Here is a 12,808-nt window from a genome sequence, read left to right on the forward strand (position 1 = left end):
TCAGCGAGCGGTGCTCAACCGCAATACCGATGGTGCTCAGAAACGCTAATACTCAAATGACGCGAGAGGCACACGCCACGCTCCGGACTACTTCGTGAAGCTTCACGGTAACCACGGGGTAATCGTCGATGTAAAAGATCGAAGGCGGGTTGCCGATCCGAAGGTTGTTCTCCAGTTCGATCGCACTGCCCAGCTTTGCGCGGAGATTGGCTGGGGATACGCGGTGTTCCTGGGCAACAGCGTGACTCGTGACGCGAATCTCCGGTTCCTGCGCAGGTATCGCGATCCTCGGTGGACTTCAGAACTCGGAAGCTTCGACGTCCCACGTACACCAATCAGCTTGAGAGAAGCAGTCGAATCGTTGGGTGGCGGTGATCTGGGGTTCGCCCGTTGCTATGTCCTGATCTGGAAAGGCGAACTGACTGCGGATCTTGAAGAGCCGCTGAGCCCACGATCGGTTCTGACCGCGAGGACCCACGGATGAACGTAAACGCAGGCGATCGAGTCCGATGGCGAGGCGATGAGTGCACGGTGATCATCGTTAGGTCTGAGTTCATCACGCTGCGGACTTCGGGCGGTGAGGATGTGGACGTTGCTTTCGACGTCGTGACGGAGTCGGTCGAACGGGTGAATCCCCCAGTGCTACGCAGCATGGACCTGGAAGGTCTGAGCGCGCAGGTGACCCGGGACGTACGCATATGGCAGGCCGCGATAGAACGTTTCGACGAAGCGATTGCGAACGGCGTCTCGCGCAGCGACGCACTAGGCCGAGAAGCCATTCGCGTCGGGGACGCATTGGATAAGGCAATCTCTACTCGAACCATGGAACGTCAGATCTCGGCATACCGCTCGCAAGGCATCACCGGGCTTCTCGACCGACGCGCTCCTGAACTGCGCGCCCCGCGCAAGACGAGGGTTGATCCTCCGATCCTCGTCCTGGTCGAGGAAGTCCTCACCGGTCGGAGGCGGGCCTCGACTACGAGCCGGAGCTATGTGATCGACGAGGTGACCCGTCTCGCACATGAACAGTACGGGGACACGATCACCGTGCCGAGTCGCTCAACTTTCTATCGCCTCCTCGACGAGAGCGATCGTGGTCGAGCCTCCTTCGGATCAGCGAAAACCAGGGAGTCGTTGGCGCTGCAGCCAGACCGCGCATTCAGCTCAACGTTTCCCTCGCGGCCCGGGGAACAGACACAGATCGACTCCACGGTGTTGGACGTGATGGTGCGGATCGATGAGTCAACGGTCACTCGCCCAGAACTCACGATTCTCATCGACGTTGCGACTCGCTCGATCCTCTCGGCGGTGCTCCGTCCCAAGGGAACAAAGGGCGTCGACATCGTCATCGCGCTCGCGCGCGCGCTCGTTCCGTACTCACGTCGGCCAGAAGGTGCACGAGAGACCAGGCGCCTCATCTCCCAATCCTGGGCCGAAGACGTGCTGATCGATCAGGATCGCTACGAACGAGCCCGCAACGCACAACCGTACATCTTCCCCGACGAGATCACTACGGATCGAGGTCTCAATTTCCTGTCTCGCGCATTCCGGTCGGCGTGTGATCACCTCGGGATCTCCTACGTGACCGCGAACTCGCATACCCCAACCGACAAGCCGCATGTGGAACGAACCTTCAAGTCGATCAACACGCTTTTCTTGCAGTACATAAAGGGATACGTCGGCCGCAGCGTCGAGCATCGCGGCAAGGACGCGGTGATCGACTCAGACCAGCTTCTCACTATTCAACAGATGCAAGAACTGCTTGAGGACTGGATCGCCGTGCACTGGCAGAACCGACCGCACGACAGTTTGCGGCATCCGTCAGAGCCGGGTGTCGTCCTGACGCCCAACCAGATGTTCCGCGCTTTTCGCGAGCGTGCCCCAGAACTGCATGTGCCGCTCACCCAGAATGACTTCATCGCGATGCTGCCGACCATGTATCGAACGATCAACCAATACGGAGTCACGATCGACCACCGCCACTACGACTCGGAACAACTGTCGGACTACCGGAGACGGAGCTCACTGGATAGGCAGAACAACGGCAAGTGGTCGATACGAGTCGATCCGTACAACTTCCATGTTGTCTGGCTAGACACCGGTGACTCCTTCCTACCGCTGTACTGGGCCAACCACGTGCACGAGTCCCCCATGCTCGGCGAAGTCTGGCGAATCGCCCTTGCGCAGTACCGCCAAGACGACTTCGGCAACCTCTCCGCCACCGATGAGCTTGTTCAAGCGATGCGGACCTTCGCGGCGAAGGGAAACCCGAAGGTAGACAAGCGAGCGAACTCTAGGCTCACCGCGATCGCAGATGATCCCATGAGTGCAGCGAGACTCACTGGCGGAACGGTTCCGAACCCTGCGCGGTCGGAAACGCCGCCCAAGGAGGCAGCAGTCGAAGAGGAAGCCGCATGGCCGCATAGTGGGGGCTTCACTCTGATCACCTATCCCGCTGACGAGCTCGACGCAACGATCGGAGAATGATGGAGATCGGAACGAAGGAGGGGTGGCGCGAGTTCGTTGACGCCGCCTACGAAAAACCGGTCCCAGCTACCGTTGCCCAGCTCCGAGCGATGGCACCCGCGGATCGTTCTCTGTACAACCAGATCCGTGCGCGATACTCACAGGCGGGTGCGTTCGTGAAAACGCCGCAATACGCGGAGTTTCAGAAGGCGGTTCGTCGACGGGTATATCTGAACGAGCATCGCCAGGTGGGCAAGTTCGGGCTGATCTTGTCGGGCGAGCCTGGCCAGGGTAAGACGACCACACTTCTCCAAATCGGCAAGGAGCACGAGCTTAGACGGCGTCTGGTCGCACAATCATCCGCGCTGGATGGCGCCATCCCTGTCGTCTACGTCGCTGTGCCGGCGCAATCGAGCGCACGCGCGCTGCTCCTCGAGTTCGTCCGATTTTTCGGACTTCCTGCCCGGCGTGGTGTCCTCTACAACGAGTTAGTTGAGATGGTTGCCAACGCCATGCAACGGTGCCGCACCGAGCTGGTTCTCGTTGACGATATCCATCACCTCGACTTGAAATACCGAGCGAACCTAGAGGCGTCGGACATGTTGAAACAGCTCTCCGAACGCTGCGGGAGCACGTTCGTTTACGCCGGCATCGCAGTGCAAGACACAGGGATGTTGACCGGAGCGCGGGAGGGGCAGATCAGAAAGAGATTCAAGCTTTACGACGCCACACCATTCAGCATCACGACGAAACAAGGGCGGTCGGACTGGGGCAACTTATTGCTTGCATTAGAGGACTCCCTGTGTCTGCTCGCGCAGGAGTCGGGGCGGATTCTAACCGCGGCGAAGGCCTTGTATCGCTTGTCCGGCGGCGAGATCGGGCCGCTGAAGGACATGCTTCAGCTGGCAGCGCTCGAGGCGATTGAAGACGGAACTGAAGCCCTGGACCTCCGTGAGTTCGACAAGGAGCTCCAGCGCCAGCAGTTCGCCAAGCAAGCTCTCCAAAGCGGATGAGGTCTCTGCCGGTTCGCGTGCGTATGTACCGGGATGAAAGTCCCACAAGCTACTTTTCACGACTTTGCTCCGCAAATCGGGTGACAGAGCACGCTGTCTGGCGGGTTTTCCGCGAGGAAGACTCGCTTCTGGGGCCCAACATCTCCGCCTTTGCCGCACGAGATACGCTCTGTGAGCTCGCGGCCTTGCCACCTCGATCGTTTAATGACAACGGGCACCGCTACGCGTCGATGTGCGGCCACGATCCGACGCTGTGGATACGGTCTTGCTCCTATTGCAACGGTACGTCGCCAGGGCTGATGAGCCTCTGCCGTCGGTGCACGCAAGGCGAATTAGTGCTGGTGGAGCGCGCGGTGGGGCCGATCTGTGTCAAGCATGCTCGTTGGCACGCCAACGGTCTGGACGTCGATGTTCGGAGCTTCGACCTGGCGCGAAACGCGCAGAAGCGTCTCAACGGCGGACTTCATGCAAGCTCAATCGGTTATCGCTCGACTATCGCAGCGGTGGCGAGGGATGCGATGAACGGATGGTGGCACCCCGCGCGTTCATCTTCGGAGCAAGTTGGCCTCGCGCAGGAGATCGGGCAGCTCCCTCAGCTCATCGAACTCGTCTTGTCGCTGTCCTCGACTCGTATGTTCGACCTCATTGACAATAGTTCCGTTTCGAACCGGGACCTCGCGGAACTGCTCATCTCGCTCGGCAACGCCGCATTGCACGGCGACAGCCTCGTCGAAGTGCTTCACGCTGCGAGCCAAGCGGTCGACGGCAGGCGTTCGGGCCGTCCGACCGAAGAGTCGAGTGACGGAGCGGCGCAAGCCGTCCGACGGATGAAAACAATCAGGAGTCAGCTGTTGAGACACATGAACGTTCGCACGGATAAGTGGCCGACCTATCGCGGGGAGAGCGGTGCCGGTCGCGCGATCGGATTCTCGCCCCCTGCCTACCGGGCGTCGATCCGCACAGGGCGGTGAGGGCGGGGCTCGCGTGTACTCAATCCGCTCGCGCAGCACCGACAGAGATCTCTGAGCTTCCCATCCGCGGCCGTTACGCTGGACGATCGTGCCCGATCGCCGCTAGATGCCACAGGGCCACGAGGATAGTTGGACCGACGTTGTTGGCCCGAGATGAGGTTGGCTTTAACTATCAGGCAGCAGCACTGCGGTGTATGTCTTGTTCACGGCCCAGGGTGTGCCTGCGACCAAGAAGAACGGACCGAGAACTGACCCGCCGACGATCCGGTGATCTTCCCCCACCTAGGGCACACGGTCGAACTTTATGGGCGAAATTGATTCGATCTCGTCCCATGCAGCTCCTGTCAGTCGCACTGTGTCGCCCACCCTGATCTGCGTGATGGGAGTGTGTCCCGCGCCGCTCGATGACATCATGCGTCTCCAGCCTGCTCGACGTTTAGGGGGCGTAGCGGGCGAAGTCTCCGACCACAGGAATTAGCTTCCCACTCGTCATCCGACCACCACATGGTTCCCACCGTAAACGATCGTTTCTCGCGCTCACTACGTCGCATGCCCGAGGTTTGTTCACTAACGCGTGCCGAAAGTCCGCTGTGCAGGGGCTTCGCTCTCCCGAGTGGAACTGGGGTGGCGTGGGCATCGTTGGTTGCGGGGGTTGGGTAGCCGCTCTGAGAGGAGTAGAAGTTGTTCATGACTTTCGCTCGGTTGTTGCTTGCCCGCCATGGTCGTACTGCTCTGAATGCCGAGGGCCGGTTGCGGGGGCTTGCGGATCCGCCGCTGGATGAGGTGGGTGTCCGTGAGGCGGAGGGCCTGGCGGGTGCGATCGCGTCCGTCGGCTTTTCGGTGGTGTTGTCCAGCCCTTTGGCACGCGCGGTAGCGACGGCGCAGAGCATCGCGCTGGCTGCTGGTGTCCCGCATTGGATCGATGAGCGGTTGAACGATCGTGACTACGGGCCGTGGACCGGGCACCTGAAAGCGGACGTTGTTGCGCAATGGGGGAGCGTCGACGCAGCGCCGGGGGTTGAGTCAGCTGAGACGGTGCTAACGCGGGTCCTGCCGGTGCTTCAGGAGTTGTGGTCGTCGTCGAGCAGTGCCGTCATCGTCACTCATGACGCGATCATTCAGCCCGTGATTGATCATCTTGATCGGGGGCGGCAGTTGTCCGTACCGACCGCGTCGTGGTGCGTCATGGTGGCGGGGACATCGGGCTGGGAAGTCGTGGACGTGGATCAGGTCGCACCTGGACGGGAACCATAGTTCATTCGCGCCCATCGCATGGTCGGATGCTGATGACAATCGCGCGTAGGGGTGCTACCTTGGCGATAACGCGAGAGCGTTTCGGCGGTGGGGCTCGCCGACCCAAACCTCGGATATCCCGACAACAGTCCCTATCTCAGCACTTCAACGTGCGCGGAGATAGGAGACCCTCGTGGACCAGGCCGGCGCTTCAGCCCCCGTTCTCGTCCTCGGCGTGATTCCGATGCAGGCTCCGGCCGTCATCGACGCCGCGATCAGCGTTGCTCTTGCGCTTCGTGCCCGTGTTGTGTGTGCGCATGTCGACACGACCCGTTTCGTCGTGGACGAACGCCCCGACGGGTCCACCACATCAAGGCCAGTTGATTCGGACGCGTACGACGACGGTCCCTCTCCGTTTCCCCACACGCTCGCTGAGCAACTGAGAGATCGGTTCGCACGTGCCGGTGTGGCATGGGACAAGTGTGAGCTGGCGGGCAATCCGGCGACCGCGCTCTCCCATCTCGCAGAGCGCGAGAGCGCGATGATGATCGTGGTCGGGACTCGCCGTCCCGGGATCCGTGGGGCGATGGCAGAGTTCTTCGACGGATCGGTGGCGGCGCACTTGGCTCACCAGCAGCACCGCCCGGTCCTTGTGGTTCCGCAGGCTCCGGTGCATGATGGCGCGTTGCCGTGGGAGTCGGCATGAGCGGGGCGATCGTGTTGCTGCGCCATGGGGAGAGCACCGCGAACGCTGCGGGGACTTTCACGGGCATCTCGGATGCTCCCCTTACCGTGCGCGGTCGTCGCGAGGCTGCGCAGGCGGCCCGCCTGTTGCGCGCAACGGGGATGACCGTCGGCGCAACGTTCGTCTCTGAGCTGACCCGCGCCACAGACACCGCCGCGATCCTCGCTCAGGAGGGTGTGGGGCCGGATGTTGCGTTGCGGGACTGGCGACTCAATGAGCGCAACTACGGCGCTCTGACGGGGCGAAGCAAAGCGGAGATCCTCGCCGAGCATGGCCCAGCCCTGTTTCGCGAGTGGCGGAGGTCTGTTCACGGGGCTCCACCACCGCTGAGCGCCCGACAGGTGGAACTCCTGCGCCGGAAGGAACCGTTCTGTCACCTTCCAGCTGCGGCCCTCACGGCCACCGAGTCGCTCGCTGACGTGATCGCCCGGGTTCGACAGTTCCACTGGGAACGAGCACGACCGCGGCTGCAGGTGGGTGTGAACGTGCTGGTCGTCGCCCATGGCAACTCACTACGCGCCTACTGCGCGGTTCTCGACGACCTCACCGAACCCGAACTCGAGGACCTGAACCTCCCCACCGGCCAGCCCCTCGTCTACCGACTGACCGCCGACGGCACCCCGAAGGTGCGCGGCGGCGAATACCTCGATCCGATCACCGCACGGCAGGCAGCCGCCACCGTGGCCCAACAAGGAGGAACCTGACATGAACGACTACACCGGAGCCCACCCGCACACGCTTGCCGGCGGCGGGGACTACATCACTCACCACGGCGATCGGCCCGTCGGATTCGAGATGGTCTGTGCATCCCAGATCCTGGATTCCCGCGGCTACCCGACAGTGCAGGTCACCCTGACGTTGGCCGATGGGGACACTGTCGAAGCGTCGGCGCCGGCGGGCGCGTCCACCGGGGAGCATGAAGCGGTCGAGGTTCGCGACGGCGGCCATGCGTTCTCGGGGCGTGGCGTGCGGCGAGCCGTCGCGAATGTCGACGAGGAGATCGCACCGCTGCTCACCGCCCACGGGTGGACCTCCCTGCGCGATCTGGACGCGGCCGTGCGTCAGCTGGACGGCACCGACTCGCTATCGAGGCTCGGAGCGAACGCGGTGATCGCCGTATCGATGGCGGCCACCCGAGCATTCGCACATGCTGCAAACGTTCCGCTGCACCGCTACCTCGCTCACCTCTCCGGCGCCGAAGAGCGGCTCCCCGTGCCGCACTTCAATGTGATCAACGGTGGCGCTCACGCTCCCGGCGGCCTACCGTTCCAAGAGTTCATGATCGCCCCGGTGGGTGCCGCAAACGAGGAGCATGCCCTGCAGATGGGGGCGGAGATCTATCACGCCCTCGCGGGACTCGTGCGTAGCCGTTTCGGAATGGCCGGGTTGGGTGACGAGGGCGGATTCGCACCGCCCATCGACGATCCCGAACAAGCACTCGACCTGCTGATGGAGGCCATCACCGCCGCCGGATACACGCCCGGGCTCGACCAGGTGGCGATCGCGATGGACCCCGCAGCGAACGGTTTCGCGGTGGACGGCGGCTACCGCATCAGCTCCCGCATAATGAACAGCGAACAACTCGCCGACTACTACACAGGACTCGTCAACTCGTATCCGATCCGCAGCATCGAAGACGGATTCGCAGAAAACGACCACCCAGGCTGGGCCCTACTGTTCGAGCGCCTCGCAGACAAGATCCAACTCGTCGGCGACGACCTGTACGTCACCGACCCGGCCCGCATCCGCGACGGTGCAGAACACCACTACTCCAACGCTGCGCTGATCAAACCCAACCAGATCGGCACCGTCACCGACACGCTCGCCGCTATCAGCGCCGCCCGAGAAGCCGACATGGCCTGCATGGTGTCGCACCGCTCCGGTGAGACCCTCGACACCTTCATCGCCGACCTGGCCGTCGGTACCGGGGTCGGCCAGATCAAATCCGGCGCCCCCGCCCGCGGTGAGAGACTCGCAAAGTACAACCGCCTCGTTCAGATCGAGGCAACCAACGCCCATCTGCCGTTCGGGCTGCAATGACCGCCGGTGCACAGACGCCAGATACGTCTCCGCTGCCGCTAGACAGCGACATCGAGGTGGACGACGCACGCACACCCGCGCCTCGCCCGGTCCATCTCCACTGGCGCTATCTTGGGCTCGTCGCTCTCGGCGGAATGATCGGTACCGGAATACGCGAGGCACTCAGCCTCGCGATCCCGCCCGTCGCGGGCATCCCCTTCACCACAGCAGCAATCAACATCATCGGCGCGTTCGTGCTCGGCTTCCTCCTCGAGACGCTCGCGCACCGCGGCGAAGATGCCGGCCGTCGACGAGTTCTTCGGTTGTTCGCCGGCACCGGGATACTCGGCGGATTCACCACCTACAGTGCGCTTGCCACCGACACGGTCCTCCTCCTCCAGAACGCCCCCGCTGTCGGGCTCGCCTACGCGGTCGGCACCTTACTGCTCGGCGGTGCAGCGACCGCAGGCGGGATCATCAGCGCGAGAGCGATCCGACGGAAGGACGCACGATGACGCCTTGGCTGTTCCTCGCGATCGCAGCGTCCGGCGGCATCGGCGCGGCACTGAGGTTCCTCATCGACGGGCTCATCCGCACCCGCACCACGGGCTCGTACCCGTTCGGCACAATGTTCATCAACGTGACGGGGTCCTTTTTTCTCGGTCTGGTGACCGGGTTGGCCGTAACCGCAGCCCTTCCCGAGGACCTGCGGTTGCTGGTGGGCACTGGTCTCCTCGGCGGATACACCACCTTCAGTACAGCGAGCTTTGAAACCATCCGCCTCGCCCAGGACCGGCGAACCATCGCGGCAGCGACCAACGGCATCGGCACACTCGTCCTCACCGTCAGCGCGGCCGTCATCGGATACACGATAGGCACGATCCTGTGAGACATCAGCCCAACTCAACCACCGACCATTCGCGACGCGTGCGGATGGTCACCCGTGCTGCCCACGCACACCCGGTAGTTCCGAGCCCCTTAGCGCCGATTACCTGTGCTTCAACACTCTCATTGAGGACAGCACGAGAAGCCTCACCAGGAGCACCTCCAGCCTCGTCCGGCTCGCCGAGCCCGACCCGAAAGTTACGTTTTCCGTGAACCTCCTGCACGCAATCCTCCTTGGCATTATCGAAGGACTCACTGAGTTTCTTCCCGTCTCCAGCACTGGTCACCTGACCCTTGCTGAGAAGATGCTCGGTCTCCCCATTGATGACCCCGGTCTGACCGCGTTCACAGCGATCATCCAATTCGGCGCGATCATCGCGGTCGTCCTGTACTTCCGGTCGGACATCAGTCGGCTCGTTACCGCGTGGTGGCACGGCCTGTTCAGATCAGAGTCGCGGCAGAACCAGGACTATCGGTTTGCCTGGTACATCCTGGCCGGGTCGATCCCCATCGGCATCGTCGGGTTCCTCGCTCGCGGACTCATCGCTGGATCACTCCGGAACCTGTGGGTCGTTGTCGCCGGTCTGATCCTCTGGAGCGCGGTGATGTTCATGGCTGAGCTCGTCGGGAAACAAACCCGGTCAGAAAGGAGCCTCACTCTGAACGACTCCCTGGTCATCGGCCTGGTGCAGTGCATCGCCCTCATCCCCGGGGTTTCCCGATCAGGTGCGACGATCAGCGCTGGCCTGTTCCGCAACCTGAATCGCGTGACCGCAACTCGCCTATCGTTTTTCCTCGCGATCCCCGCTCTGGTTGGAGCCGGTGCGTATGAGGCTGTCAGTGAAGCTGGCGCTGTCAGCGTCACTGTCGGTTGGGGGCCGGTCTTGATCGGAACCGTGGTGAGTTTCGTGGTCGCCTACGCCTCGATCGCTTGGTTGCTTCGCTTGGTTGCCCGACATCCGATCACCGTGTTCATCTGGTACCGCATCGCGCTCGGAGTTGTCGTCGCCGCACTTCTGGCAACCGGCGTTCTCTCTCCAACGTGACCCATGTCGCTCCTCACCACCGGGCTCACCGTACTGCTGCTCACCGCCGTCACATTCGTGATCGTCGGACGGTTGAATATCCCGCAACCCTGGTTGCAGCCGTGGGCAATCGTCCGCGCCTGCGTGCAGCTCGGCATCCTCAGCCTTCTGCTCAACGTCGTCATCACCGAGCCATTGTGGGTGGGAGTTTTCCTTGTTGTCATGGCCGGTGCCGCTACCGGTGTGGTGGCGGGACGGCTCCGCGTCGGATGGCGGCACATTCCCGTCATCGCCTTGACGATCATTGTCGCCGCCTTGGTCCCAATCGCGATCATTTTCTCCACCACTGCCGTCGATTTCACGACCCGGTACACCCTGGCGCTTGCTGGCATCGTGATCGGAAACACGATGACCGTCACGACTTTGATGGGGCGGAACGTGCAGCAAGCCCTTGTGACGGATCACGACGAAATCGAGGGATGGCTCGCATTGGGCGCAACACCCCGCCGGGCCGCGCAACACTCCGTCAGAACCGCAGCAGCAACGGCGCTCATCCCCTCGACCGATCAGGCCCGAACCACTGGGATAGTCACTCTTCCCGGCGCATTCGTCGGAGCCGTTTTTGCTGGCGCCTCCCCACTGGACGCCGCACAGTTTCAACTTCTCGTACTCGCCGCCATTCTCACCGCAGCCGCGATCGCCGCCACTCTAGTCACAGCATTCTTTGGTGCGCCCACCCAACTCCCGTCCATTCGCGGCTGACCTCGACCACCCCTCGCTGCGAACGGAAGAGACGTCGAGCCGGCGCTATACGGTGAATACGAACCCCACGATTGGATCCATTCATGACTCACGCCAATGAACCTGATGAGGGGGTCCACGGCGAGCTGACGCAAGATAGCCAGAGCCTTCCCCGGCGTGGTGCGCCGCTGTGGCGTCGCCTCGCGCAGGGTGCGCATGCGCTTAGCGAGCGGCTCGGACCTAACGGGGCGCTGATTCTTATCCTGGCTTTCGGATTGGTTCTTGTTGTCGCTCTAAGCATCGCCGCCGCGCAGGTGTACGACAACGTCGTCGACGCCGATGGAGTCGCGGGGATCGACCGGCCTCTGCTCGATTTCGCGATGACACTCCGATCACCCTGGCTCGACATCATTCTCACGGGCTATACCGAGATAGCCGGCCCGCTCGGCATGCCCATCATTGCCATCACTGCAGCACTAGTCCTTGGTCTTCATCGCCGATCCTGGACGCCGGTCATTCTGATCGTCGCTGCCGGTAGCGGGTCACTTCTGATGACGGTTGTCGGGAAGAACTTGTTCGGGCGGGATCGACCACCGCTCTCGGACGCTGTTCCCCCGTATGAATACTCCGCGTCTTTCCCGAGTGGTCACACTCTGAACGCGGTCGCTGTCGTGGGAGTTATCGCTTATCTGATCATCTTGCGGCAAACGAAACACCGGGCCGTAATCATCGGCGCTGCCACGCTGTTCGCCCTCACCACAGGCCTGGATCGGATCTACCTCGGGCACCACTGGGCAACCGATGTCCTCGGAGCGTGGGCGCTCGGTGCCGCCTGGCTCGCGCTGGTCATCACCGCGCACCAGCTGTACCTCACGATCCGTCGACGACGCGACGCCCACGCACCCGACACACTCCTCAGCAGATAGGCCCCGGCCCAACCGCTGGGATCGTCGACAGGGGCGAGGCTGAATCCGTCTCCCGCTGCGGGCAACCGAAAACGACCGTTTCTGGCCGGACGGCCGACGGCATGCGGAAGTCAGTCCGGGTAACCCAACCGGGGTTTGGTCGGGCGTACGCTGATGGTCTCGATCGCGGACGACAGGACGGCGACCATGGGTGACTCGGCACAGGGGCCGCGCGGTTCGCTGCTCTACGTGGAGGATGACGCGGAGATCGCTGCACTGACCGTCGAAGTGCTGGAAGACGTGTACGACGTCGAGCACGCCTCGGACGGCGAGACCGCCCTCCGGTTCGCGCTAAGCAGGCGGTACGACGCCATGCTCGTCGATCGACGACTCCCCGGCATGGACGGCGTCGATTTCATCCGTGCCGTGCGTACCGCGCACATCACGACCCCCATCCTGATGCTGACCGCGCTCGGCACCGTGGACGATCGTGTCACCGGGCTGGACGGCGGAGCGAACGACTACCTGGTGAAGCCCTTCGATTACGACGAGCTGCTGGCGCGCCTTCGTGCCCTGCGGCGCGCGTTCCGCGCTGAGGGGGTGCGTCGGCGCCTCGGCGAGTGGGTGTTCACGCCGGACGCCCAGGCCGCGTACGATCCATCGGGAATCCGAGTGGCGCTGACCGGGACGGAGAGCGCGCTTCTCGAGCTGTTGAGCACCAGCCCCGAGCACGTGTTCAGTCGGGACGAGGGGACTGCTGCACGGATAGGTGACATCTGATCTGGCTTGCCCGAGGGGGTGGGCC

Annotated in this window: 13 protein-coding genes; all 13 read left to right on the forward strand. The window is 62.9% G+C overall.

Going from position 1 to position 12,808, the window contains the following annotated elements; all coding sequences use genetic code 11:
• Positions 1 to 480 precede the first annotated feature (480 nt).
• Positions 481 to 2,487 (forward strand): Mu transposase C-terminal domain-containing protein, encoded by a 2,007-nt coding sequence (locus Q0568_RS16315; RefSeq protein ID WP_298868417.1) that lies wholly within the window; start codon positions 481 to 483, stop codon positions 2,485 to 2,487.
• Positions 2,484 to 3,479 (forward strand): ATP-binding protein, encoded by a 996-nt coding sequence (locus Q0568_RS16320; protein ID WP_298868419.1) that lies wholly within the window; start codon positions 2,484 to 2,486, stop codon positions 3,477 to 3,479. The genes Q0568_RS16315 and Q0568_RS16320 overlap by 4 nt, the downstream gene beginning before the upstream one ends.
• An 80-nt stretch (positions 3,480 to 3,559) precedes the next feature.
• The gene (locus Q0568_RS16325; protein ID WP_298868421.1) at positions 3,560 to 4,450 is read left to right on the forward strand and encodes a hypothetical protein; all 891 of its coding nucleotides are present in this window, start codon (positions 3,560 to 3,562) and stop codon (positions 4,448 to 4,450) included.
• A gap of 687 nt (positions 4,451 to 5,137) precedes the next feature.
• Entirely contained in the window at positions 5,138 to 5,704 is a 567-nt protein-coding gene (locus tag Q0568_RS16330; protein ID WP_298868423.1) for a histidine phosphatase family protein, read from the forward strand.
• Positions 5,705 to 5,876: 172 nt separating this feature from the next.
• On the forward strand, positions 5,877 to 6,389 hold the full coding sequence (locus Q0568_RS16335; protein ID WP_292703295.1) for a universal stress protein: 513 nt from the start codon (positions 5,877 to 5,879) through the stop codon (positions 6,387 to 6,389).
• The gene (locus tag Q0568_RS16340; protein WP_292703292.1) at positions 6,386 to 7,132 is read left to right on the forward strand and encodes a 2,3-bisphosphoglycerate-dependent phosphoglycerate mutase; all 747 of its coding nucleotides are present in this window, start codon (positions 6,386 to 6,388) and stop codon (positions 7,130 to 7,132) included. Before Q0568_RS16335 ends, Q0568_RS16340 begins: the two co-directional genes overlap by 4 nt.
• 1 nt (position 7,133) lies before the next feature.
• The gene (gene eno / locus Q0568_RS16345; protein WP_298868426.1) at positions 7,134 to 8,468 is read left to right on the forward strand and encodes a phosphopyruvate hydratase; all 1,335 of its coding nucleotides are present in this window, start codon (positions 7,134 to 7,136) and stop codon (positions 8,466 to 8,468) included.
• A 56-nt stretch (positions 8,469 to 8,524) separates the two neighbouring features.
• Positions 8,525 to 8,962, forward strand: a complete 438-nt coding sequence (locus Q0568_RS16350) for a CrcB family protein (RefSeq protein ID WP_298868428.1) — start codon at positions 8,525 to 8,527, stop codon at positions 8,960 to 8,962.
• A complete protein-coding gene (crcB, locus tag Q0568_RS16355) occupies positions 8,959 to 9,336 on the forward strand; it encodes a fluoride efflux transporter CrcB (RefSeq protein WP_292703283.1) in 378 nt (125 codons plus the stop codon). The genes Q0568_RS16350 and crcB overlap by 4 nt, the downstream gene beginning before the upstream one ends.
• A 205-nt stretch (positions 9,337 to 9,541) precedes the next feature.
• Positions 9,542 to 10,378, forward strand: coding sequence for an undecaprenyl-diphosphate phosphatase (locus Q0568_RS16360; protein ID WP_292703280.1), 837 nt, complete (start codon positions 9,542 to 9,544; stop codon positions 10,376 to 10,378).
• A gap of 3 nt (positions 10,379 to 10,381) precedes the next feature.
• Positions 10,382 to 11,119 carry an ABC transporter permease gene (locus tag Q0568_RS16365; RefSeq protein ID WP_292703277.1) on the forward strand — a complete coding sequence of 246 codons (738 nt, stop codon included), beginning with the start codon at positions 10,382 to 10,384 and terminating at the stop codon, positions 11,117 to 11,119.
• Positions 11,120 to 11,202: 83 nt separating this feature from the next.
• Positions 11,203 to 12,024 (forward strand): phosphatase PAP2 family protein, encoded by an 822-nt coding sequence (locus Q0568_RS16370; protein ID WP_298868429.1) that lies wholly within the window; start codon positions 11,203 to 11,205, stop codon positions 12,022 to 12,024.
• A gap of 186 nt (positions 12,025 to 12,210) precedes the next feature.
• Entirely contained in the window at positions 12,211 to 12,783 is a 573-nt protein-coding gene (locus Q0568_RS16375; protein WP_298868431.1) for a response regulator transcription factor, read from the forward strand.
• The last annotated feature ends 25 nt before the right edge of the window (positions 12,784 to 12,808 follow it).

It is taken from the genome of uncultured Microbacterium sp., assembly GCF_937927635.1.
Classification (GTDB): Bacteria; Actinomycetota; Actinomycetes; order Actinomycetales; family Microbacteriaceae; genus Microbacterium.

Coding starts and splice junctions, on each gene's coding strand:
- Q0568_RS16315 (WP_298868417.1), top strand. CDS start 481: ATGAACGTAAACGCAGGCGATCGAGTCCGATGGCGAGGCGATGAGTGC.
- Q0568_RS16320 (WP_298868419.1), top strand. CDS start 2,484: ATGATGGAGATCGGAACGAAGGAGGGGTGGCGCGAGTTCGTTGACGCC.
- Q0568_RS16330 (WP_298868423.1), top strand. CDS start 5,138: ATGACTTTCGCTCGGTTGTTGCTTGCCCGCCATGGTCGTACTGCTCTG.
- Q0568_RS16340 (WP_292703292.1), top strand. CDS start 6,386: ATGAGCGGGGCGATCGTGTTGCTGCGCCATGGGGAGAGCACCGCGAAC.
- eno (WP_298868426.1), top strand. CDS start 7,134: ATGAACGACTACACCGGAGCCCACCCGCACACGCTTGCCGGCGGCGGG.
- crcB (WP_292703283.1), top strand. CDS start 8,959: ATGACGCCTTGGCTGTTCCTCGCGATCGCAGCGTCCGGCGGCATCGGC.
- Q0568_RS16365 (WP_292703277.1), top strand. CDS start 10,382: ATGTCGCTCCTCACCACCGGGCTCACCGTACTGCTGCTCACCGCCGTC.
- Q0568_RS16370 (WP_298868429.1), top strand. CDS start 11,203: ATGACTCACGCCAATGAACCTGATGAGGGGGTCCACGGCGAGCTGACG.
- Q0568_RS16375 (WP_298868431.1), top strand. CDS start 12,211: ATGGGTGACTCGGCACAGGGGCCGCGCGGTTCGCTGCTCTACGTGGAG.